This window comes from Nonomuraea sp. NPDC003707 (assembly GCF_053587055.1).
In genome coordinates this window covers 659462-681293 of record NZ_JBSFNK010000003.1, presented here as the reverse complement: position 1 = coordinate 681293, position 21832 = coordinate 659462, and the positions used below count along the sequence as shown (strand labels likewise).

Sequence of the window (21832 nt, the reverse complement as noted above, 5' to 3'; positions counted from 1 at the left end):
ATCTCGGGTTCCTCCTTCACCGTCGCACGCTCAGCGGGCGCAGATCGGTCCACGCCTGCGCGATGTGGGCCAGGCAATCGCTCTTGCCGCCCTCGGCTCCGGCCTCGCGCCAGCCGGTCGGAATCTCCCGGCCGGCGGGCCAGATCGAGTACTGGTCCTCGTGGTTGATCACCACGACGAATTTCTCTTCCATTCGCTTACCTTTCTTGAGGTACGAAGGCGGGAATGTCGGTCAGCTCGCTGAGGTAGCGATCGAGCGTCCTGAGCCCGTCCGCCGTCGGCCGCGCCAGCGAGACCGCGTGCCGGCTGAACCGCCGGGCGTCGAAGTGCCGGGAGCTGTCGGTGAACAGCTGGTCGAACTCGACCGGCGCCGCGTCACAGTCGCCGGCCGGGGGCGGCAGCAGCAGGCGCAGCCCGGCGAGCCTCTCGTCGGGCTCGGCGACGGCCTCCAGGCGATCGTGAAACTGCGCGTAGCCGACCCGGTCGAGCCCGCACCGGTCGGCGAGCACGCCGAACGCCTCGGCGAAGCGCAGCCTCGCCGGCCACAACACGTGCATCGCGCCGTCGGGCACCTTGATGTCGCCGGTCGCGGCGCGTGCCACGAACTGGCCGACGACGTCCACCGGCGTCACGTCGGTCTCGGCTTCGGTCGGGAACACGCATCCGGTGCGCGCGCACGCGTACAACAGGTTGTGTGCCAGCGAATCCGGGTTGGCCACGCCTATCGCCTGGTGCGGCCAGATCTCGCCGAGGCGGTACACCACCGAGCTGACGCCCTGCCGGTGCGCGTCGGCGAGCAGGCTCTCCGCGACGTACTTCGATCTGTTGTAGCCGTCCGCGGCGACCTGGTCCGTCTCCGGGATCTGGTCCTCGGTGATGCGCGGGGCGGCCCTCCCGGCGGGCGGGAAGATGCTCAGGGTGGACAGGGCGTGCACGCGGGCGCCGCCTGAGGCGAGTTTGATGAGCTCCTGCACGCCGAGCACGTTGGCCGGGCGGTGGTCCAGATAGCCGGACAGGAAGTTCACCGCGCCCGCGGCGTTGACGACCCCGGACACGGCCGACGCGATCGCGTCGAATCGCCGCTGCGGCAGGCCGAGCAGCTCGCTGCCCAGGTCGCCGGGGACGACCTCGACGCGTCCGGTCTTGAGCGCCATGGGGAGCAGCTGCCAGGCGGAGGTCAGCCCGTACTGATCGAGGACCTCGGTCAGCCGCCGGGCACCGTCAGGAGGGTCGGAGCACCGCACCAGGCAGATCAGCTCGGCGTTGGAGTGCATCAGCAACTCGGCGAAGATGTGCGCCCCGACGAACCCGGTCGCGCCGGTGAGCAGCAGCGTCTGCGGCGGGCGCCACGCCAGGTCGTGCTTGATGTAGGCCAGTTCGGCGCTGTCGTCGTCGATGCCCTTGGTCAGCCGCGCCGCCTGCGCGCGCACGGTCGAGGCGACGAGCAGATCCCTGGGACGCACCGGCCTGCCCAGCCGCCGGCTGACCGCGGCGGTGAGCCGGTAGGCGATCAGCGAGGTGCCCCCGTAGTCGGAGAACGGGACGACCACCGAGACCTGTTCCTGCTCGAGGACTTCGCGCCACGCCGAGCAGACCAGCTCCTCCATCGGGTTGGCCGGCGGCTCGACGTGCTCTTCCGGGTCCGCCTGCCACGCGGACTCGGCCACGATGAGCGCGGCCAGTGCCTTGCGGTCCGCTTTGCCGTTGCGGTTGAGTGGAAGCGCTTCCAGTACCACGACTTTACGAGGGACCTGCTCGGCCGGCAGCTTCTCCGCCGCGTACCCGCGAAGCTCCTCCGCGGACGGCGAGTCGTCCGGCGAGCGCGGCGTGACGCAGCAGACCAGAGTGGATCGGGGAGCCTCCCCGAGCACGACCGCCACCGCGCTGCCCACGAGCGGATGCTCGGCCAGGGCCGATGCGACGTCGCCGAGCTCCACCCGCACCCCGCCGAGCTTGACCTGCTCGTCGAGCCGGCCGATGAAGTACAGCAGCCCGTCCTCGCCGACCCGGGCCAGGTCACCTGTCCGGTAGAGCTTCTCGCCCGGGATCTGGGGGAACGGGTTGGCCACGAACACCCGCGCGGTGCGCTCGGGATCGTCGAGGTAGCCCGCGCCGATGCACTCACCGCCGAGGTACAGCTCGCCGGATGTGTTCACGGGGACGGGCCTGAGATCGTCGTCGAGCACGATCGCGGCGGTGTTGTCGATGGCGCGACCGAGGGGGATCCGGTCCAGGTCGGCGTCCGTGACCTCGTGGAACACCGACCCGATCGAACACTCCGTCGGCCCGAACGTGTTGGTGACCTTGAGCTCGGGCAGCAGCGCGCGCAGCCGGTGCACCACGCCGGGGCCGGCCGCCTCCCCGCCGATCAGCATGCGCCGCAGGCTCGACGTCGCCTCCCGCAGGTCCTCGCGCGCCTCCAGCAGCGACACGAACGCCGCGAGCACGGACGGCACGAAGTCGGTCATCGTGACGCCGTGGCGGCCGATGGTCATCGCGGTCTCCTCAAGGTCGAGGATCCCGTCGCGGTGCGGCAGCACGACCTGCCCGCCGGACACCAGCGGCCACAACACCTGCCACATCGAGGAGTCGAACGTGGACCGGCTGTTCTGCAGCGTCACGTGATCGGCCCCGTCACCGAACCGGCGCGACATCGTGGTCAACCTGTTGACCAGGCCGCGGTGGTGGTTGAGCGCGCATTTGGGCGTGCCGGTGGAGCCGGAGGTGTAGAACCCGTAAATCAGGTCTTCGGGTCGAGGTTCACGGCCGGCCGGCGGGGGTGTGCGGTCAGCCGGATCGTACGGCCGCTCCGCGCAGTCGACGATCACCGTCGGGAGGGACGAGTTCAGTTCGGCGACGGTCTCGACAGTCGCCGGCGATGCCACTATGGCGGGCGGCGACAGCTCGGCCATGATCGCGTTGAGCCGGTCGATCGGCCAGGCCGGATCCAGCGGCACGAAGGCCGAGCCTGTTTTCAGCACCCCGAAGAGCGAGATCGGGAATTCGGGCCCGTCCGCGGCCAGCACGGGTATCAATTGCCGGGCCGGAACGCCGTTGCGGATCAGCCGATCGGCCGTGACGTCGGCCGCCGCATCGAGATCGGCATAGCTCATCGTGGTGTCCCGGTAGCGGACGGCGGGACGATCCGGTGCGTTCTCTTTTTGTACGCGAAACAGGTCCAGGACCGTGCTTTGCCGGGGGAACGCATTCCGCGGTCCCAGGGATAAGTGAATGGCGGTCAGGGCTTGTTCGCTCAGGTGCGTCTGCTGATGGCGTGGCATCGTGCTCCCATAGTCGCGACCGGCAACAGATCCTCGGGTCAGGCAGATCGGTCACTATTCAGGTCTGTGAGTTTCAGGTAGCCAGGGCCGGCCCTCGGAGGTCTTTTCGGCGGCCGTTAACAGGTGGCTACGTATCACGCGAATTGCCAGACCCCGGCGAATGCGCGCTGATATGTCGTCGCATTACCGCGTCAGCGGCTTCGCCGGCGTCGGCCGGCTGATCAGGCGTCGGAACCGGCCGGCTCGGCCGTGGCGACGCGCGCGGCGGTCCGTGGCCCGTACTGCACCGGCGCCGTCACGGCTTCCGGTGGTGGCTCCGGAAAAGCGGGGGCTCCTCCGCGATCAGCGCGACAACGTGCCGAAACATGGGGGATGAGCTGGGGAATCGTGAAGCTGGGTGAACACGCGTTCCTCCCTCCACCGGACGTGGGTAACCGGTATTAGGCAGCTAATGGGTTACTGCTCATACTGGAACACGTGGCGAGGATTCGCAACCCCGGGCGCCGCCACGGCTGGCGCAACCCGCCGGGCAGGGTGTTATGGCCTGCGGAAATGAGAGATTGCCCGAGAGGCATACCCGGCCTTACCCGGGCCGGCGCCCGCCAATCCACGGAAGCGTTCTCCGCGACGGGCTGTTCAACTCGAAGGACATTCTTCGAGGACATATCCGCTGGCCGCATCGGTATGACAGGTCAATTTCTAGATCATTGGCGTGCCGGGTGTGAATGCGCGCGGTCCGTGGGTAGGGTCGGTGGCGGTCGGCGTATAGAGTGCCGACATCGCCCCCGTCCACCAGCGTAAGGGGAAGGCTGTGCGGCAGGCCAATGGCAACGCACGCGTCGGATTATTCCAATCGGGCGGACTTTCCGCCCTCGCCGTCGGAGTCTGGCTTCACGAACGGTCCACTCCGGCGCGGCACTATATCGCCGACATTGGTCAATCGGAGCGCGTGGAGGTGGACGCGCTTGCCTCTTCGCTGCGAAGATCCGGGGACGAAGTGGTCGTCATGGATCTACGATCATCGATCGCCGCCGTGGCGTCGGATCTGCTGCGGTACCGGGCCCGCCACGACGGCGGCTACTGGAACACGACCGGTGCGGCGCGCTTCGTGCTCGTCAGCGAGCTCACGCCGCGGATGCGGGCCGACGGATGCCGGACGTTCACGCACGGCTGCGTCGGCGGGGGCAACGACCAGCGCCGCTTCGCGCGTTACGGCGCCCAGGTCGCACCGGAGCTGTCCCTCATCGAGCCGTGGACGAATCCGCAGGCGCTCGAACGGTTCCCGGATCGCGAGGCCATGCTCGCGGCCGTCGCCGAGCACGGGCTGCATCTCGACCCGGGCAGCGGCGCCGAGCGGTCCACCGACGCCAACCTCGCCGGCATCTCGCACGAGTCGGCCGAGCTGGAAGACCTCGAGACCCCGGTCACCCGGCTCCAGCCGAGGTGGAGCAACTGGCCCCGGCAGAGCCCGGCCGAGCCCGAGACCGTCACGGTCACCTTCCTCGACGGACGGGTCGCCGACGTCAACGGCAGCGGCCCCGACCCGGTCGAGTGGATGACGCTGGCCAACGAGATCGGCGCGCGGCACGGTATCTGGCTTCGCGACGTGGTCGAGCGGCGCATCATCGGCACGGTCTGCCGGGGCATCTACGAGGCGCCCGGCCTGGAGCTGCTCGAACGCGCGTGGACCCGCATCCTGCAGGCCAGCCTCGATGCGGCGGGCCGCGAACTCTACGATCGGCTGGCCGCCGTCCTGGGCGCCGCCATGTATGAGGCGCGCTGGCTCGAGCCCGCCGCGCATGCCGCGCGAGACGGGATCGACCGGCTCGTCGGCGAGGTCGGCGGCAGCGTGACCCTGTCCGTCCACCGGGGCCTCGTCCAGGTCGAGCGGATGAAGGCCGCCGGCCCCGTGGTGCAGCAGACGCGGTTCGGCTCGGGCGGCAACCGCTGGAGCTAGGAAGTCGCCGTTCAGGCGCGAAAGGAGGAAGCGATGCGTGAGCGTCGATTCGGCCGGTTGGGCTGGATGGTCGGCGACGTGGGTTACGGGATGTGGGGTATAGCCGGCGGCGAGGGCGGATGGAGCGGCGCCGACGACGAGACCGGCGTCACCGCGCTGGACGAAGCCGTGCGGCTCGGGTGCGACTACTTCGACACCGCCTGGATCTACGGCCGCGGACACAGCGAAAGGCTGCTCGGGCAGCTGGTCAAGCGGCACCCGGATCGCCGCCTCCACATCGCGACCAAGCCCCCGCCGAAGGATCGCGCCTGGCCGTCCACCCGCGACTCCAAACTGTCCGAGGTGTACCCGCCGGACCATCTCTGGGAATACCTGCACCGCAGCCTCGAAGAGCTGGGCACGCCGTCCGTCGACCTGTTCCAGTTCCATGTCTGGGAGGACGACTGGGCGCACGACGCGGCCTGGCAGGACGCCGTCATCCAGATGAAGGAGCGCGGGCTGATCAAAGGCGTCGGCATCAGCGTCAACCGATGGGAACCCTGGAACGTCCTGCGGACCCTGAACACCGGGCTGATCGACGCGGTGCAGGTCATCTACAACATCTTCGACCAGGCCCCCGAGGACGAACTGTTCCCGGCATGCCGCGAGCTGGACGTCGCGGTGATCGCACGGGTGCCCTTCGACGAAGGCACCCTCACCGGCACCCTCACCCGCCAGTCCCGCTGGCCCGAAGGCGACTGGCGCAACACCTACTTCGTACCCGAGAACCTCGTCGCGAGCGTGGAGCGCGCCGAGCGGCTGGCGCGGATCGTGCCCGAGGGCATGACCATGCCCGAACTCGCCCTGCGCTTCATCCTCCAGAACCCCGACGTCGCCACCGTGATCCCCGGCATGCGCAACCTCACGCACGTACGGACCAACATCGCCACCAGCGACGCCGAACCACTGAGCGAAGAGCTGATGGCGCAGTTGCGCGAACACCGCTGGGACCGCCGCCCCACGGCGTGGTCGCAATGAGCGCCGCGCCGAAGCCCATCCTGCTGTGGGCCGTGCCCCGATCGCGCTCCACCGCGTTCCTGCGCATCATGCTCGAGCGCGGGGATCTCGAGGTGGTGCACGAGCCGTTCTCGTACCTGCAGGTGGACGGCCACTTCGAGCTCACGGGCCGGCGCGTCACGTCGGCGGTCGAGCTGCTCGACGCGATGCTCGAGGTCAACGCCGGCGGGCGCCGGGTGTTCGCCAAGGACACCTCCGACTACACGTACGCGCCGCTGCTCGAAGACGGGCGCCTGTTCAGCGACGTCATCAACACGTTCATGATCCGGGAGCCGCGGAGCGCGATAGCCTCGCACTACGCCATGAACCCCGAGGCCACCCAGGACGAGTACGGGTTCGAATACCTGCACGCCATCTTCGACGCCGTGCGGTCGGCCACCGGCGAGGTCCCCCTGGTGATCGACGGCGACGATCTCGTGGCCGATCCGGAGGCGACGGTCCGGGCATACTGCGAGCGGGTCGGGCTCGAGTTCATGCCCGAGGCGATGTGCTGGGATCCCGGTCGACAGGCGAACTGGCAGCGTACGGACCGGTGGCACGCGGAGGTGGCCGAGAGCAGCGGGCTGGTGGCCAAGACGCCCGGGCGGCGCGAGACGCCCGACACCAACGAGCACCTGCGCCGCATCGCCGAGCACCACCAACCGTTCTACGACGCGCTCGCCCGCCACCGCCTCTGTCCCCGCCGATAGCGTCGTCCGGTGCGGGCCGCCTGCGGGTGTCAGGGAGCGCGCGAGCGCGTAGCCTGTCCGAGGGCGGGCGTGCCCGCCGCACGACGACGCTTTGCACGCGGATCCAGGGAGGGTGATGTCGCTCCGAGGAGAGAGCGTTCACACGTACAGAGACGTCAGGACGCGGGAGGCACCCTCACCCGGCCACCGCCTGCTCCTGATCGTTCCGGACCCGGGTTCGCGCGAATCGCTGGCCGCGCGACTCGCGGAGGCCGGCCACCACGTCACGCCGGTGGCGACCGGCGCCGCGGCGATGGCCGAGCTCGGTGACCGGCATTTCGACCTGCTGGTCGTCGACGTCGACATCCCCGACCTGCACGACCTCGCCCGCAACCGGCCGCGCCTCGTGGCGCGGCCGCCCATCATCTGCATGACCACCTGCGACGCGCTGGAGCCGCTGCTGCCCGAGGTGGGCATCGAGGTGGAGGACTACGTCACCAAGCCCTGCCGGGACGCCGAGCTCCTGGCCCGGGTGCAGGTGCTGCTGCGGGGGAGGCAGGCGGCACCGCGGGCCTCCGTGCTGCGACATGGTGACCTCGTTCTGGACGAGATCGTCTACCAGGCCTGGCGAGGCGAGCGGCGGCTGGAGGTGACCCCGGCCGAATACCGGCTGCTCCGCCATCTGCTGCTCAACGCCGGTCGCGTCCTGTCCAAGGAACAACTCGCCCTGCACGTGTGGGACGAGCCCCGGGAGCTCAACGCCATCGAACGTCTGGTGTCCCGGCTGCGCCAGAAGGTCGACGAGACCTCGCCGGCCCTGATCCACACCAGGCGCGGCTTCGGTTACTGGCTGGGAGACCCTGCCCCGATGTGATCTGCGCCACGTCTGGCTTCTGTCAGGTTGCCGTCCGGGCCCCGTCAGGTTGGCCTGTTTGCATGGGTTTATCGTCTTCGCGCCACAAGGGTGATCCCGGCTGCGGGACCGTGGCGACGATCCCTCGAGGAGACCCATGTCTGGAACGACCTCCGTGCCCGACTACCCGATGACCCGGGAATCGGCCTGTCCCTTCGCGCCCGCTCCCGCGGTGCGCGGCATGACCCGGGAAGACCCGGTAGGCAAGGTACGCATCTGGGACGGCAGCACGCCCTGGTTCATCACCCGGCACGCCGACCAGCGGGCGCTGCTCAACGATCCGCGCCTGAGCATCGACGAGAAGCGGCCCGGCTACCCGCACATGACCCGCAGCCGCGCGGCGTCCGCCCCGCACCACCCGGCGCTGATCACGAACACGGACCCGCCGGAGCACACCCGGCTGCGCCGCACCGTCAACGCGCCGTTCATGGTCAAGCGGGTCGAGGCGCTGCGGCCCCGCATCCAGGAGGTCCTCGACGGCCTCATCGACGACCTGCTCGCCGGCCCGAACCCGGTCGATCTCGTCCAGGCTCTCGGGCTTCCGGTGCCGACCGTGGTCATCACCGAGATCCTCGGCGCGCCGTACGAGGATCATGAGCTGTTCCAGACCAACAGCCACACGCTGGTCAGCCACGAGTCGACGCCCGAGGAGGCCCAGGAGGCGGGCCGCGTTCTGGGCGGATACCTCAGCGCCCTGTTCGACCGGAAGACGGCCGAGCCGGGCGACGACGTGCTGTCCGAGATGGCCGGGCGGGTTGAGGCGGGGGAGATGACCCGGCAGGAGGCCATCACCATGGCCAGCGCCATCCTCATCGCGGGCCACGAGACCAGCGCCAACATGATCTCGCTGGGCACGCTCGCGTTGCTGCGGAACCCGGAGCAGCTGACCCTGCTGCGCGAGAACAGCGACGACCCGAAGTTCGTGGCCAACGCCGTCGAGGAACTGCTGCGCTACCTGACCATCGTGCACAGCGGCATCCGCCGCATCGCGAACGAGGACATCGAGCTGCACGGCAGGACCATCAAGGCTGGCGACGGCGTCATCTTCGACCTGGCCGGCGCGAACTGGGACGCCGAGCAGTTCCCCGGCCCCGAACGCCTCGACCTGAGCCGGCCCGCCCGCCAGCATCACGCCTTCGGCTACGGCGCCCACCAGTGCCTGGGCCAGTCGCTGGCCCGGGTGGAGTTGCAGGTCGTCTACGGCACCCTCTACCGGCGCGTGCCGACCCTCGCGCTGGCGGTGCCGTTCGAGCAGGTCGAGTTCGCGATGGAAGGCGTCGCGTACGGCCTCAAGTCGCTGCCGGTGACGTGGTGAGGGGATGAGCATGCGAGTGGAGTTCGACGAGCCCAAGTGCGTGGCCGCCGGGCAGTGCGCGATGGTCGCCCCCGACGTCTTCGACCAGCGCGACGACGACGGCGTCGCCGTCCTCCTCGACGCCGAGCCCGGACCGGAGCATCACGACGAGGTACGCGAGGCGGCCGCCGTCTGCCCGGCCGCCGCCATCCGCCTGGTGGAGCAGCAATGACCGACCCCGACGTCGTGGTCGTCACCGGCGCCGGCGGCATGGGCACGGCCGTCGCCCGTCGCATCGGCAGCGGCCGCACGCTGATCCTGGCCGACGCCTTCCCCGACGCCCTGGACCGGGCCGTCGCCGCCCTGCGCGCCGAAGGGTACGACGCCAAGGGACAGCTCACCGACGTCTCCGACGCCCGATCGGTGGCCGAGCTCGCCACCGCCGCGGCCGCCGAGGGACGCGTCGCCGCGGTCGTCCACACCGCCGGCGTCTCCGCGGCCACCTCGACGGTACAGAAGATCATGCAGGTCGACCTGGCCGGCACCGCGCACGTCATCGACGCGTTCGAGACGGTGGCCACGAGGGGGACCTCGCTGGTCTGCGTGGCCAGCATGGCGGGCCACTACGCGAGCCTGAGCCACGAGGACGAGCGGGCCCTCGCCACCGCGCCCACCGGCGACCTGCTCTCCCTCGACGTGATCGCCACGGTGGGGGAGGACGCGACGGCCGCGTACATCCTCGCCAAACGCGGCAACCAGGTCCGCGCCCAGGCCGCGGCCCTGGCGTGGAACCGGCGCGGCGCCCGCGTCAACACGGTCAGCCCCGGGGTGATCTCCACCGCGATGGCCAGGTCCGAAGCGGAGTCCTCCTCCGGCCACCACATGATGGCGATGCTGGACGCCTGCGGCGCCGGCCGAACCGGTACGCCCGCCGAGATCGCCGAAGTGGTGGCGTTCCTGACCGGGCCGGGATCGCTCTACATCACCGGCACCGACATCCTCATCGACGGCGGCCAGGCCGCCTGGCTGCGCTGGCACCGGCGCCCGGGCCTGCCCTCGCCGGCCGGGTGACGCCACGGTCCAGGTGATGGGCCTCCTTGGGGGTCAGGAACTCGTCCGCTCGGCCGGGCCGCCGAGCTGAGCATGGGCGGCTGATCGGCTACGTCGCCGGTACTCGGTGGGTGTCAGCCCGACCAGCGCACGGAAGCGGCGGGCGAAGTACGTCGGATCGTCCCAGCCGACGGCGGCGCCGATCCGGGCGGTCGGCAGGGTCGAGTGCGCCAGCAACGTGGCGGCGCGCTCGGCCCGCAGCCGGGCCAGGAAGCCGAGCGGCGTCAGCCCGACGTACTGCCTGAACAGCCGTCCGAGATAGGCGGGATCCAGGTTGACCGACCGGGCGAGCTCGTCCAGCCGCCACGGATCGGCGGGCGCTGCCTCGAGCCGGGCGATGACGGCGGCGACGGCGGGATGGACGGTGGACTCGAGCGGCTGCCACTCGGGGTCGCGGCCGTCGGCCAGGATGCCGAGCACGGTGACCAGCCGGCCCAGCACCCGGCCCGGCCGGCGCCGCTCGGCGGCGAGGTCCCGTTCGAGCAGGCCGATCTCCGCGATGGCCTCTTCGGCGGCGGCCGGATCGACGGTCGTGACCGCCACGCCGTGCGTGCCGGAGGCCACCGGGTCGGTCCACATCATCCGGCGCAGCATCGGGATGTCGTACAGCGCCGCCAGCTCGCCCCGTAGCGCCTGGGCGGACAGGCAGCAGTTCGCGACGGTCAGGTCGGTGCAGTCGCGGAACCCGTGCCACGCGCCGGGGCGGAGCACGACGACCTGCCCGCGCCGCAGCGGGTGCCCGCCCCGGCTGGTCATGTGCCGGCCGTGGCCGGTTCCGATCACGGCGATCTCGAGGAAGTCGTGCGCGTGCGGCTCGATGTCGGGGTTCAGGTGGTGGACACCTGCCAGGACCGGGCCTCCGGCGAACAGCGCGTGCTCGTGCAGCATGGCAGGCATGTCGGGATCGTACGACTAATCGCCGGGATCGGCCTAGCCCGTAGCGGCACGTCTCGACGAGGCTTGCGGTATCCCAACAGCAAGCAACCCTGGAGGTCAGCGATGGCAACGACCACGACCGAGCAGTTCGTCAGCGACGTCGGCGCCGATGGCCGGGTGCCGGACGAGCTGGTGGCGGCCTACCGCGAAAACGGTTTCGTCCGAGTGCGGGGCGTGCTCGAGCCTGGCCAGGTCGAGCGCTTCCGGGCCGGCGCCGAGGCGTTCCTGGAGGCGCACCGCGCGGAGAGCCTGGAGAAGCAGGGCACCTTCAGCCAGCTGGTCAACGTCTGGCAACGCGACCAGACGCTGCGGGAGCTCACGTTCGACCCGCGGATCGGCCGGATCGCCGAACAGCTCGCCGGGTTCTCGCTGCGGCTCTGGCACGACCAGATGCTGGTCAAGGAGCCGCACAACAACGCGGCCACGGAGTTCCACCAGGATCGTCCGTACTGGCCGCACACGGGGGACCGGCTCCCGCTGTCGGCGTGGATAGCGCTGGTGGACGTTCCTCCGGAGCGGGGCTGCATGACCTTCCTGCCCGGCACCCAGGATCGCGACGGCCTGCGTCCGCAGGACCTCCACGAAGAGGAGGACCTGTTCGAGGCGGACCCGTCCCTGCGCTGGATCCCCCGCGTCACCGTGCCGCTCCGCGCCGGCGACTGCACCTTCCACAGCGGCTACACCGGCCACATGGCGCTGCCCAACCGTACCGACCAGGCTCGGCTCGCGCACGTCACCATCTACATGGACGAGGCGACCCGCTACAGCGGGGCCGGGCACGTCGTGACCGATCCTCTCGGACTCGCCGCGGGCGAGCGGCTGGACGGCGACGCCTTCCCCCGCCCCTGGGCTTAGCCGACCGGTCCCTTTGGACCGCTGGGAGAGGCAGCGGCCCTCCGCGACAATCGGGAGGGCCGCTGCGCCTGAGCCCGGGATTGCGCTTTGGTCGCCGGGCGTCACACTGGTCGTCATGATGCGATCTTGCGCGGTCATGGTCCTCCTGGGACTGGTGGCCGGTACCGCACTGATCTCCTTCATCGTGTGGCCGGGCTGGGCGACGGTGCTGCCGTTCGCCGTGATCATCGGTCTCGGCTGGCTCCTGCCGCCGATCTGGAAGTGGTGGCGGATACGCAAGCTCGCCGCCACGGCCGACTCCCTGCGCACCCCGTCCCAGGCCGACCCCGAGCGCTACCTGCCTCAGCTGGCCACCGCCCTGGACCAGTACGCCAGGGCCCTGCTCGGCGCGGGCCGGGTCGAACAGGCACTGAAGGCGAGCGCCGAACGGATCGGGCATCTTCGCAGCCTGCTGGACAGCGCCCCCGACCGCCGCCGCGAGCATCTCGACGACTTCGCCGAGGCACTTGACGCGCACCGGGGCATGCTCCAGCTGGCCGGACGGCCCCAGGAGGCCCTTGAGGTGAACGCCGAGGCTCTGCGGATCCGCAGGGAGGGCCTCGGCCAGTGGCGCGGCGGCCCCGACCACGAGCGTGACGTGGCCATGACCCTCGCCACCCGCGCAAGCCTGCTCAGTGTCGCTGCGCGGCACGACGAGGCCCTGGCGGCGAGCCAGGAGGCCCTGACGGCGTTACGTACGATCAGCGCACGCGACGACCACCGCTACCTGCCCGCCCTGGCCGGCGTCCTGGACATCCGCGCCACCTGCGAGCTGGCCGCCGGTCGAGAGCAGGGCGCACTCGCGGACGCGCAGGAGGCGGTCGAATGCTGCGAGCGACTGATCAACCTGTACCGCGGTGAGTATCTCCACCTCCTGGCACGCGTCAGCGGCACCCACGCCAAGATCCTTTGCCGGACGGATCCTGACGAAGCGATCTCCAGCAGTGGGCGGATGGTCCAGGTGACGCAGTCAGCGGCCAGGCAGGACGCCCTGGCCTACACCCCGGCGCTGCTCTCGGCGCTCACGGCACACGCGCTCGTGCTGAGCGCCGCCGGCCGGACGCGCGACGGCCGCCGCATCGCGCGCAAGGCGCTTTCCCTGTCCCGCCGCGCGGTCCCAGAGCTGCTCGTTCAGACACGCCAGCAGCTGGCCGGCCCTGGTGCGGCCATTCCTTGACACGGCGCCCAGTAGATATAGGCCGGCGAGACAACGAGACGATCAACGTCGAGTCAGGCGGCAAGGGCGATCGATAGGGTCGCCCCGGCCGGCCGCCGGCGGAGCGGCGGCCCGACAGTCCTGTGGTCGCGATCGCGGAGTCGGACCTTCCGGCTCTGGAGCATCTCGAGCTGTGGCTGGGCGACGAGCTCCATGACGGGCCGACGATCACCGATCTCGCGCCGATCCTCTCGGGCGCGCGGTGGCCGCGGCTGCGGTATCTGGGCCTGCGCAACGCCGAACTCGCAGACGAGATAGCCGCGGCGGTGGCGACGGCGCCGGTGGTGGCCAGGTTGGAAGCGTTGGACCTGTCGCTGGGCACGCTCAGCGACACCGGCGCGGAGGCGCTACTGACCGGTCAGCCGCTGACACACCTGCACAGACTCGACCTGCACCATCATTTCCTCTTCCCGCCTGCGCAGACCCGCCTGATCAGTGAGCTGCCCGGCATCGTCGACGTCTCCGACGGGCAGGGCGGCGACGCACCGCACCGGTACACAGCGGGCAACCGCCTATGAGATGGACCTGGCCGAGATACAGCGGCTGATCATCGGCCGCGCGCCTCACGTGGAGATGGGGCTGGGGGCGCCTGCCCAGTCCGGGAGCGGTTCACATCGCCTTCTCCACTCCTGCGGCAGGTGAGCGTTCTCGGCGACCGCGACGATGCCGCCGACGATCGCGCAGGTGGTGTCGACGTCCCCGCCGGCCGCCGCGGTGGTCCACATGGCCGCTTCGAAGTCATGGCGTTCGCGAGCCGCCACCCAGAGGGTGAACGGGACCGTGTCGTGAGCGCTGACCTGTCGCCCGTTCCCGAGCATCCGGGCGGCGAGTACGGGGTCGCTGATGGTGAGGAGTTGCCGCGCCTCGGCGATACCGTCGTGGACCATGCTCGCGGGCACGTGCTCTCTGACCCGATCGAGGAAACGACCGGCGGGGAGGCCGGGTTCGTTGACGGTCACGGCCGTGGCCACGGCAACGGCGATGGCGCCGGCCACCGCTTCCGGATGAGTGTGGGTGACCTGTGCCGACAGGGCGGCCTGCCGGACCACCCGTGGCAGGTCGTCGGCGAACCAGGCGCCGAGCGTCGCCACGCGGTCTACTGCGATGATCCCGATCACGCCGGGGCTTCCCGGGTGGCGTACCTGCTGATCGGCATACCCGATGGGGGCCATCGGACGGTGGCCGGCCTGTCGTCGCACATTCGCCTGGCCGGGTGGCCGTCGTTCACCTTCCTCTACGTGTCGCCGCCCACGATGTCCGGGTGGGCGGAGCGAGGCATGCGCCCGCCTCATCAGGTGGAGGTGGAAAATCATGGCTTCAGCCGTTGTCGAGAGTGCTCAGCGCGTGCGCAGGCCCTGGTACCGGCAGCTGTACGCGTGGGTGCTCGCCGGAATGGCCGCAGGCGTGATCGTCGGCCTGGTGGCACCTGGCTTCGCGACGTCGTTGGAGGTTCTGGGGGACACGTTCGTCGGGCTGTTGACGATGCTGCTGGGACCGATCGTCTTCTGCATGGTCGTCAGCGGCATCGCAGCCGTGAACCGGCTCCGGCACGTCGGCGCGATCGCGTTGCGTTCGATCGCGTACTTCGAGATCGTGACCACGCTGGCGCTGTTGCTCGGGCTCCTCGCCGTGAACCTGGTGCGCCCGGGTGACGGCCTGGCGGTGGACCCCGCTCAGCTTCAGCTCACCGACGAGGTGAGCGCGCGGGTTGACGCGGCGTCAGAGATGTCGTGGACCGACTACGTGCTGCAGATCTTCCCGAAGAACATCGTGGCGAGCTTCGCCGAAGGCGCGATTCTTCAGATTCTGTTGTTCGCCGTTCTGTTCGGCGTCGCCCTGGCCGTCCTCGGCGATCGGGCTCGGCCCGTGGCCCGGGCGGTCGATCGGATCGGCGAGGTCCTGTTCACGATCGTGCGACTCGTTACGTATGCCGCCCCCGTCGGCGTGTTCGGCGCGATGGCGTACACCGTGGGCCACTTCGGGGTGGCGACCATCGGCGCGCTGCTGAAGCTGATCGGCACCTTCTACGGCACGTCGATCGCGTTCGTGGTCGTCGTCCTCGGCGGCATCCTGCTGCTGGTACGGCTGAACCCGCTGCACACTTTCCGGTACTTCAAGGACGAGATCCTGCTGGCGCTGGGCGCGTCCTCCTCGGAAGCCGCGATCCCCGGTATCGTCGCCAAACTCACCCGCCTCGGCGTCGACAAGGGGACGGCGGGCATCACCGTCAGCGCGGGCTATTCGTTCAACCTCGACGGCACATGCATCTATCTCACGCTGACCAGCATGTTCATCGCACAGGCGCTGGGGATCGACCTCGATCTCGGCCAGCAGCTTCTGCTCCTCGCGGTGATGTTGTTGTCGTCGAAGGGAACCGCGGGCGTGACCGGAGGCGGCTTCGTGATGCTGTCCACGACGGTGGCGGCGACGTCCGTCATCCCGGTCTCGGGTGTCATGCTCGTTTTCGGGATCGACCGATTCATGTCCGAGTGCCGCGCCGTCGTGAACTCGCTCGGCAACGCGGTGGCGGGTCTGGTGATCGCGCGCTGGCAAGGCGAGATCTCGTCGTCGGCCGCCAACGCCATCATGTCGGGGAAGTCCACGGCTCCCGTCCCGCTGACATCCGAGCCGGAGAAGGTCAGCGGCCGATGACCGGCAAACTCAGCCTCCAACGGGTTCAGGTATTCGTGGCGATCGCCGATCACCGCGGTATCTCGGCGGCCGCGAGAGCGCTCGGCGTCGCGCAGTCGACCGTCTCGTCTCACCTTCAGCAGCTCGAAGGCGAGGTCGGTGCGGTGCTGGTAGACCGTTCCGCGCCGTCGCTCAGGCTCACCGAGGCCGGTGAGAAGCTCCTTGAGTACGGCCGTGGTCTGCTCGCCCTCGCGGACGAGGCGCTGGACCAGATCACGCGTGTACGACGGGCGCCGGTCGCCGGTGTCCTGGCCATCGGAGGCACGACCACTGCGACGGAGCGCCTGCTTCCACGGCTCCTGCGTTCGTTCCTGGACCGCTACCCGGACGTCGAGCTGGAACTCCACGTCGCGAACTCCTCGCTCATCACCCAGAAGGTGCTCTCCGGCGAGCTGCCTCTCGCGCTCGTCGCCGCTCAGAGCGAGCAGCCCTCTCTCAGCGCGACGGCAGCGGGAAGCGAGGAGCAGGTGGTCATCGTGGCCGGCGATCACCCGCTCGCCGGGCAGCGGGTGGAGCCGCGCCTGTTGCGCGGCACCCGCATCCTGCTTCGGGAGGAGGGGTCCACCACGCGCCAGTACCAGGTTGACATGGCGCAGAGGTGGGGAATCCCACGCACCCATGCCGGCACGATCGCCGGCACGAGCGCGATCGTCGCCGCGGTGGCCCAGGGTCTCGGCCTGGCCTGCCTGCCCAGGGCCGTCGCCGAGGAGGCCCTGCTGCTCGGCCGGGTCGCCGAGGTCCATCTCGACCCGGCGCCTCCCGAACGCCCGATCCAGCTGATCAGGCTGGCGGCACGACCGCCGACGCTGGTCGAAGAGCTCTTCATCGAAAGCGTCCGTGAAGAAAGGACACCGTGACCACCATCACCGTGAACGATCGCCCGTACACCGTCCCGGATCACCCCGTCGTCGTCATCACCGTCGACGGTGGTGACCCGCGATACTTCCGGGACGGGCTGAGCCGCGGCATCATGCCCCGTCTCCAGCGGATGCTCGACGGCGGCGGCGTCTTCTCCGTCGGAGCGTCAGAGATGCCGAGCTTGACCAACCCGAACAACATCTCCATCGTCACCGGCGTTCCGCCTGCCATCCACGGCATCCCCGGGAACTACTGCCGACTGCCCGACGGCTCACTGGAACTGCTCAACGATCCTCGATTTCTTCGCGCGCCGAGCATCCACGCCGAGTTCGCCGCCCGCGGGATCCCGACCCTGGCCGTCACGACCAAGGACAAGCTCCGGCGCCTGCTCGGAAACGGCGGAGTGCCGAGCGTCAGCGTCGAACGCGCAACAGGTGCCGCACTGCCCGAGTACGGGATCGACGACATCGAGGAGCTCGTCGGAACACCTGCTCCCGACGTCTACGACCCCTCCGCCAGCCACTACGCGATGCGCATCGGCCTCGCCGTGCTTCAGCGGGCTCCCGAGCCGCGTCTCATCTACGTCTCCCTCACGGACCGGGTCCAGCATGCGGCAGCCCCCGGGGACGAACTCGCCGACCGGTTCTTCGTCGAGTTCGACGCCTTGCTCGGCGCGTACCTGGACGCCGGGTGCACCGTGGGGATCACCGCCGATCATGGAATGAACGCCAAGCACCACGACGCCGGCACCGCTCGGGTGCACTATCTCGGCGACCTCCTCACCGAAGCGGGCGTCCCGTTCGAGGAGATCGTGCTGCCCATCACCGACCCCTACCCCAAGCATCACGGGGCGCTCGGGGGCTTCGCCTGGCTGCATCTGGCTCCCGAGCATCGCGGGGCCGCTGTGCGTGCCCTCGCGGCACTGCCCGGTATCGAAGAGGTCTGGGAACGTGAGGACGCGGCGACGATCTACGAGCTTCCGGCGGACCGCATCGGCGACATCGGTCTCGCGGCCGCGGCCGACACCGCGCTCGGCCGCCATGCGGTCGATCACGATCTCTCCCAGCTCCATGGAGGTCTCCGATCCCACGGCAGCAGGCACGAGCAGCTCGTTCCGCTGATCCTCAGCCGCCCCGTCAGGGGGCCGCTGGCGAAGCGGCTGTACGCCGGTGTGCTGAGGAATCGGGACATCCACGATCTGACGCTCAACAACACCGTGTAGACGGCACGGTCCGTCTGAAGCCGGGGTGGGGCGACGCCGGTCGGCCGGATGGTCACGGCAGGCCGGCAAGCATGCCGAAAGGTGACGAATGCCACCGCGCCTCCATAGGTGCGGCCGCGCGAACCGGCCCTATCTTTGTACTGACTGGTCAGTATAAAGAATGGAGTCATGATGATCGTTGCGGAAGGGTTGGCGATCGAGGAGGTGTACCCGGAGGTCTCGCTGAAGGCCGGGGTCGGCACGCTCACGGTGGTCGCGGGTTCGGCGGGGAGCGGGCGGACGAGCCTCCTGCTGACGCTGGCCGGACGGATGAAGCCCACCAAAGGCGCACTGAACGTCGCCGGGCACGCCGGGCGCCGCGCCATCCGCAAAGCCGTGGCGTTGGCGCTGATCGACGGGGTGACGGATCTGGACCGGTCGCTGACGGTCGGGGAGCACCTGCGGGAGCGGCGGCGCCGGCCGTACCAGGAGATTCTTGAGCGGGTCGGGTTGGCGGGCCGGGAGCGAACGCTGGTGCGGGAGCTGGATCGCGAGCAACGCGTGCGGCTGGGCCTCGCGCTGGCGCTGCTGGACGAGCCCGAGGTGATCGTCGCAGACAACGTGGACGCGGGCCTGCCGGCCGACCGGCAGCAGGCGCTGTGGAACCTGCTGCGGAGCCTCGACCGCACGGTGGTGGCCTCGTGCGTGACGCCGCCCGCCCGCTTCGACCAGTTGGTGGAGCTGTCATGAAGGGCATGTTGCGGTCGCGGCTGACGAGAGCGGCGCTGGCGGCGGTGGTGGTGCTGCCGCTCCTGTACGCGGGCCTGTACCTGTGGTCGTTCTGGGACCCGCAGGGCAATCTGGACCGCGTGCCGGTCGCGCTGGTCGTCGAGGACCAGCCTGCCCAAGCCGCGGGCAAGACCCTGCACGCGGGCCGCGACCTGGCCGGCGAGCTGCGGAAACGCGACGTCTTCGGCTGGCACGAGACCACCGCGAGGCAGGCGGCCGACGGGGTCGCGGACGGCACGTTCTACCTGTCGCTGACCGTGCCCGCCGACTTCAGCGCCAAGCTGGCCTCACCCGCCGACGACGCCGCCGCACCGAGCCCGGCGCGGCTCGGGCTGCGCGTGGACACGGGCCGCAGCTACATCATGGGCAGCATCTCGGACGCGGTGTTCAACGAGGTACGGGCGGCGGCCGAGCGCACGGCGATCCACGACTACTTCGACAACGTCTTCGTCTCGATCGGCGACATCCACGACAAGACGGCGGAGGCCGCCGAGGGCGCGGACAAGCTGCACGACGGCGTCGTGCGGCTCGGTGACGGCGTCTCCCGGCTCAGCGACGGCCTGGGCACGGCCGAGAACGGCGCCCGGCAGCTCTCCGCCGGCCTGAGCACCGCCAACACCGCCACGGGCAGGCTGCGTGACGGCTCGGCCCAGGTCACGCAGGGCCTCACGCAGGCGCAGCAGGCCATCGGGCAACTGCGCGACGGCCTGAACCAGCTCCACGAGAAAGGAACTACTCCGCTCAGTTCCGGAGCGAAGGAGGCATACCAGCAGGTTCACGCTCAGACCCGCACGGTCAACCAGCTCGCCGACACGTACGTCCCCGTGCTGGACGAATGGGGCCCCAAGATCTCCCGGGCCGCCGAGGCGGTCGCCGACGCCGCCGACAAGGTCGCCGACGGCGGGTCGTCTACGGGCGTGGCACAGTCGAGCGCGGCGAACACCCGCGCGGGAAGCGCGGCCGACAGCGCCAGGGAGGCGAGCTCGCAGGCGCAGGCCGCGCTCGACCGTCTCGGCGCGGACGCCGACCCCGAGGTACGCGGCCTGCTGCGGAACGCGGCAGCCGCCGCGCGCCGGGCCGCCACTCAGGCGGACCAGGCCCAGGACGCCGCCCGGACGAGCGTCGGCAGCGGCGCGGGAACCCGGATCGACGGCGTCGCGGACCTGAGGAACCAGGCGCGGGAGCTGGCCGCGCAGGCTCGCAAGATCGCGGCTGTGGCACCTCAGCTCGGGTCCAAGCTGGACCAGGCCAGGAGCCGGCTCAACGCCCTGGACACGGGCCTGGGCAAGCTGGCCGATGGCGCCGCGAAGGTGAACTCCGGCCTGGGCACGGCCGCGACCGGCGCGAACCGGCTCCACCAGGGTGCGACCAAGTTGACCGACGGTTCGCGCCAGGTCACGAACGGCATCGGACGCCTGGGCGGCGGGCTGGTCAGGCTGGGCGACGGCGCGAGCGAACTGAGCACCGGCGTGGACCGGCTCCACGACGGCGCGGGCCAGGCGGACAAGGGCGCGGCCAAGCTCGCCGCAGGATCGAAGGAGCTGGCAGGCGGGCTCGGCGACGGCGCCGCCCGGATCCCCGACTACGACGGCAAGCAGCGCGACGACCGCGCGGACGTGATGAGCGACCCGGTCCGGCTGGCCAAGACCGTCGACAACGAGGTGCCCAACTACGGCACCGGCTTCGCGCCGTTCTTCCTGCCGCTGGCGCTCTGGGTCGGTGCGATGATCGCGTACATGGTGCTGAAGCCGCTGAACCAGCGGCGGCTGGCGGGCACGACGGGCGCGGTGCGGATCGCGCTGGCGGGCTGGCTGCCGGCGGTGGTGCTCGGGGCGGCGCAGGTGGGCGTGCTGGTGGCGGTTCTGCGGCTCGGGCTCGGGCTGGAGGCCGCGAGCTGGGCCGGGCTCGCCGGGCTGCTGCTGCTCGCGACCGCCGCGTTCATGGCGGTCGTGCAGGCGGTGAACGCGCTTCTCGGCCCGCCCGGACGGGTGGTCGCGCTGGCGCTGCTGATGCTGCAGCTCACCTCGGCGGCCGGTACGTATCCCATCGAGACGTCGCCCGGGTTCTTCCAGACGATCTCGCCGTGGTTGCCGATGAGCTGGGTGGTGTCGGCGCTGCGCAGGCTGATCAGCGGTGGCGATCTCACCGTGGTGTGGCAGGCTTGCGGCGTGCTGTCGGCTTTCCTCGTACTCGGGCTCGCGCTCACCACGCTCGCCGTGGAGCGCGGCCGCATCTGGTCCGTCAAGCGCCTGCACCCGGAGCTGGCGCTGTGAATGAGCGTACCGCGAGGCGCGGGAGCAGGCAGGACACCCGGCAGAAGGTGTTCAGGGCGGCTGTGGAGCTGATCGCCGAGCACGGGTACGCGGCCACCACGGTCGACGCCATCGCCGAGCGGGCCGGGGTGGCCAAGGGCACCGTGTTCTACAACTTCGGCAGCAAGGAGGGACTGTTCGAGGCGCTGCTGGAGCACTCGATCGACCTGCTCGCCGAGGCGCTGGCCGGTTCCGACACCGGGGAGAGCGCGCTGGACGCGCTCGACTCGGTGGTGCTCGGCCAGCTCAGGTTCTTCGAGGAGCACGGGGCCTTCGCCCGGGTGCTGCTGGCCGAGATGTGGCGGACGGCGTGGCAGGAGACGGTGGGGCGGCTGCGCCGGAACGCGCTCGGCGTGTACGCGGACGTGCTGCGCAGGGCCGCCGCGAACGGCGAGGTCCGGGCCGACCTGGACGTGGAGACGGCGGCGACGGCCGTGTTCGGCATGGTGCTGACGGTCGCCATCGAGCGCCGCGCCCTGTATCCGGACCGGCCACTGGAGCGCACTCACGCGACCCTGGTCGAGCTCCTGCACGGCCGCATCAAGTAGTCCCTACCTGGCGAATACACCTGCGCCGAGTTCGCGGCCCCGGCCTCGCGAGCGCCCCGAGGCGGGGACCGGTCGCTCAGGGATTCGGGCCTCCGGCGCGGGGCCGGC

At 70.3% G+C, this 21832-nt stretch carries 20 protein-coding genes; 16 read left to right on the top strand and 4 right to left on the bottom strand.

Going from position 1 to position 21832, the window contains the following annotated elements:
• Nucleotides 1–16: 16 nt before the first annotated feature.
• On the bottom strand, nt 17–193 hold the full coding sequence (locus ACWDRB_RS10715; RefSeq protein WP_449892835.1) for an MbtH family protein: 177 nt from the start codon (nt 191–193) through the stop codon (nt 17–19).
• Between the two features lie 4 nt (nt 194–197).
• A complete protein-coding gene (locus ACWDRB_RS10710) occupies nt 198–3281 on the bottom strand; it encodes a non-ribosomal peptide synthetase (protein WP_449892834.1) in 3084 nt (1027 codons plus the stop codon).
• 811 nt (nt 3282–4092) lie between these two features.
• On the opposite strand from ACWDRB_RS10710, the gene ACWDRB_RS10705 reads away from it, so the two are divergent.
• The 7 genes from ACWDRB_RS10705 to ACWDRB_RS10675 all read left to right on the top strand — a co-directional run bounded on the left by ACWDRB_RS10705 (nt 4093) and on the right by ACWDRB_RS10675 (nt 10240).
• A complete protein-coding gene (locus ACWDRB_RS10705; protein ID WP_449892833.1) occupies nt 4093–5238 on the top strand; it encodes an argininosuccinate synthase domain-containing protein in 1146 nt (381 codons plus the stop codon).
• 33 nt (nt 5239–5271) lie between these two features.
• Nucleotides 5272–6255, top strand: a complete 984-nt coding sequence (locus ACWDRB_RS10700) for an aldo/keto reductase (RefSeq protein WP_449892832.1) — start codon at nt 5272–5274, stop codon at nt 6253–6255.
• Nucleotides 6252–6983, top strand: coding sequence for a sulfotransferase-like domain-containing protein (locus ACWDRB_RS10695; RefSeq protein ID WP_449892831.1), 732 nt, complete (start codon nt 6252–6254; stop codon nt 6981–6983). The genes ACWDRB_RS10700 and ACWDRB_RS10695 overlap by 4 nt, the downstream gene beginning before the upstream one ends.
• 115 nt (nt 6984–7098) lie before the next feature.
• Entirely contained in the window at nt 7099–7836 is a 738-nt protein-coding gene (locus ACWDRB_RS10690; protein ID WP_449892830.1) for a response regulator transcription factor, read from the top strand.
• Nucleotides 7837–7972: 136 nt separating this feature from the next.
• Nucleotides 7973–9190, top strand: coding sequence for a cytochrome P450 (locus tag ACWDRB_RS10685; RefSeq protein ID WP_449892829.1), 1218 nt, complete (start codon nt 7973–7975; stop codon nt 9188–9190).
• Nucleotides 9191–9194: 4 nt separating this feature from the next.
• Nucleotides 9195–9401: a 4Fe-4S domain-containing protein gene (locus ACWDRB_RS10680; protein ID WP_435054324.1), complete on the top strand. Its 207-nt coding sequence runs from the start codon at nt 9195–9197 to the stop codon at nt 9399–9401.
• Nucleotides 9398–10240: an SDR family oxidoreductase gene (locus tag ACWDRB_RS10675; protein ID WP_449892828.1), complete on the top strand. Its 843-nt coding sequence runs from the start codon at nt 9398–9400 to the stop codon at nt 10238–10240. The genes ACWDRB_RS10680 and ACWDRB_RS10675 overlap by 4 nt, the downstream gene beginning before the upstream one ends.
• 33 nt (nt 10241–10273) lie before the next feature.
• Here the strand turns inward: ACWDRB_RS10675 and ACWDRB_RS10670 are convergent, their stop codons facing one another.
• A complete protein-coding gene (locus ACWDRB_RS10670; protein ID WP_449892827.1) occupies nt 10274–11176 on the bottom strand; it encodes a helix-turn-helix domain-containing protein in 903 nt (300 codons plus the stop codon).
• A 102-nt stretch (nt 11177–11278) separates the two neighbouring features.
• Between ACWDRB_RS10670 and ACWDRB_RS10665 the strand changes: the two genes are divergently transcribed.
• The 3 genes from ACWDRB_RS10665 (at nt 11279) to ACWDRB_RS10655 (ending at nt 13843) form a co-directional block, all read left to right on the top strand.
• Nucleotides 11279–12070 (top strand): phytanoyl-CoA dioxygenase family protein, encoded by a 792-nt coding sequence (locus ACWDRB_RS10665; RefSeq protein ID WP_350734982.1) that lies wholly within the window; start codon nt 11279–11281, stop codon nt 12068–12070.
• A 115-nt stretch (nt 12071–12185) separates the two neighbouring features.
• Nucleotides 12186–13286, top strand: a complete 1101-nt coding sequence (locus ACWDRB_RS10660; RefSeq protein ID WP_449892826.1) for a hypothetical protein — start codon at nt 12186–12188, stop codon at nt 13284–13286.
• Between the two features lie 122 nt (nt 13287–13408).
• Nucleotides 13409–13843, top strand: coding sequence for a hypothetical protein (locus tag ACWDRB_RS10655; protein ID WP_449892825.1), 435 nt, complete (start codon nt 13409–13411; stop codon nt 13841–13843).
• Nucleotides 13844–13888: 45 nt separating this feature from the next.
• Here the strand turns inward: ACWDRB_RS10655 and ACWDRB_RS10650 are convergent, their stop codons facing one another.
• Nucleotides 13889–14497, bottom strand: a complete 609-nt coding sequence (locus ACWDRB_RS10650) for an ADP-ribosylglycohydrolase family protein (RefSeq protein ID WP_449892824.1) — start codon at nt 14495–14497, stop codon at nt 13889–13891.
• A gap of 139 nt (nt 14498–14636) precedes the next feature.
• Here ACWDRB_RS10650 and ACWDRB_RS10645 point away from each other — a divergent pair, with 139 nt between their 5' ends.
• From ACWDRB_RS10645 to ACWDRB_RS10620, 6 genes are all read left to right on the top strand, one after another.
• Entirely contained in the window at nt 14637–15977 is a 1341-nt protein-coding gene (locus ACWDRB_RS10645) for a cation:dicarboxylate symporter family transporter (protein ID WP_449892823.1), read from the top strand.
• A complete protein-coding gene (locus ACWDRB_RS10640) occupies nt 15974–16873 on the top strand; it encodes a LysR family transcriptional regulator (protein ID WP_355192654.1) in 900 nt (299 codons plus the stop codon). The genes ACWDRB_RS10645 and ACWDRB_RS10640 overlap by 4 nt, the downstream gene beginning before the upstream one ends.
• Nucleotides 16870–18096, top strand: coding sequence for an alkaline phosphatase family protein (locus tag ACWDRB_RS10635; RefSeq protein WP_449892822.1), 1227 nt, complete (start codon nt 16870–16872; stop codon nt 18094–18096). The genes ACWDRB_RS10640 and ACWDRB_RS10635 overlap by 4 nt, the downstream gene beginning before the upstream one ends.
• Before the next feature lie 168 nt (nt 18097–18264).
• Entirely contained in the window at nt 18265–18825 is a 561-nt protein-coding gene (locus ACWDRB_RS10630) for an ABC transporter ATP-binding protein (protein ID WP_449892821.1), read from the top strand.
• Nucleotides 18822–21137: a YhgE/Pip family protein gene (locus ACWDRB_RS10625; RefSeq protein ID WP_449892820.1), complete on the top strand. Its 2316-nt coding sequence runs from the start codon at nt 18822–18824 to the stop codon at nt 21135–21137. The genes ACWDRB_RS10630 and ACWDRB_RS10625 overlap by 4 nt, the downstream gene beginning before the upstream one ends.
• The gene (locus ACWDRB_RS10620; RefSeq protein WP_449892819.1) at nt 21134–21724 is read left to right on the top strand and encodes a TetR/AcrR family transcriptional regulator; all 591 of its coding nucleotides are present in this window, start codon (nt 21134–21136) and stop codon (nt 21722–21724) included. The genes ACWDRB_RS10625 and ACWDRB_RS10620 overlap by 4 nt, the downstream gene beginning before the upstream one ends.
• The last annotated feature ends 108 nt before the right edge of the window (nt 21725–21832 follow it).

Coding starts and splice junctions, on each gene's coding strand:
- ACWDRB_RS10660 (WP_449892826.1), top strand. CDS start 12,186: ATGATGCGATCTTGCGCGGTCATGGTCCTCCTGGGACTGGTGGCCGGT.
- ACWDRB_RS10695 (WP_449892831.1), top strand. CDS start 6,252: ATGAGCGCCGCGCCGAAGCCCATCCTGCTGTGGGCCGTGCCCCGATCG.
- ACWDRB_RS10665 (WP_350734982.1), top strand. CDS start 11,279: ATGGCAACGACCACGACCGAGCAGTTCGTCAGCGACGTCGGCGCCGAT.
- ACWDRB_RS10640 (WP_355192654.1), top strand. CDS start 15,974: ATGACCGGCAAACTCAGCCTCCAACGGGTTCAGGTATTCGTGGCGATC.
- ACWDRB_RS10675 (WP_449892828.1), top strand. CDS start 9,398: ATGACCGACCCCGACGTCGTGGTCGTCACCGGCGCCGGCGGCATGGGC.
- ACWDRB_RS10625 (WP_449892820.1), top strand. CDS start 18,822: ATGAAGGGCATGTTGCGGTCGCGGCTGACGAGAGCGGCGCTGGCGGCG.
- ACWDRB_RS10715 (WP_449892835.1), bottom strand. CDS start 193: ATGGAAGAGAAATTCGTCGTGGTGATCAACCACGAGGACCAGTACTCG.
- ACWDRB_RS10645 (WP_449892823.1), top strand. CDS start 14,637: ATGGCTTCAGCCGTTGTCGAGAGTGCTCAGCGCGTGCGCAGGCCCTGG.
- ACWDRB_RS10685 (WP_449892829.1), top strand. CDS start 7,973: ATGTCTGGAACGACCTCCGTGCCCGACTACCCGATGACCCGGGAATCG.
- ACWDRB_RS10680 (WP_435054324.1), top strand. CDS start 9,195: ATGAGCATGCGAGTGGAGTTCGACGAGCCCAAGTGCGTGGCCGCCGGG.
- ACWDRB_RS10650 (WP_449892824.1), bottom strand. CDS start 14,497: ATGGCCCCCATCGGGTATGCCGATCAGCAGGTACGCCACCCGGGAAGC.
- ACWDRB_RS10700 (WP_449892832.1), top strand. CDS start 5,272: ATGCGTGAGCGTCGATTCGGCCGGTTGGGCTGGATGGTCGGCGACGTG.
- ACWDRB_RS10690 (WP_449892830.1), top strand. CDS start 7,099: ATGTCGCTCCGAGGAGAGAGCGTTCACACGTACAGAGACGTCAGGACG.
- ACWDRB_RS10670 (WP_449892827.1), bottom strand. CDS start 11,176: ATGCCTGCCATGCTGCACGAGCACGCGCTGTTCGCCGGAGGCCCGGTC.
- ACWDRB_RS10710 (WP_449892834.1), bottom strand. CDS start 3,281: ATGCCACGCCATCAGCAGACGCACCTGAGCGAACAAGCCCTGACCGCC.
- ACWDRB_RS10630 (WP_449892821.1), top strand. CDS start 18,265: ATGATGATCGTTGCGGAAGGGTTGGCGATCGAGGAGGTGTACCCGGAG.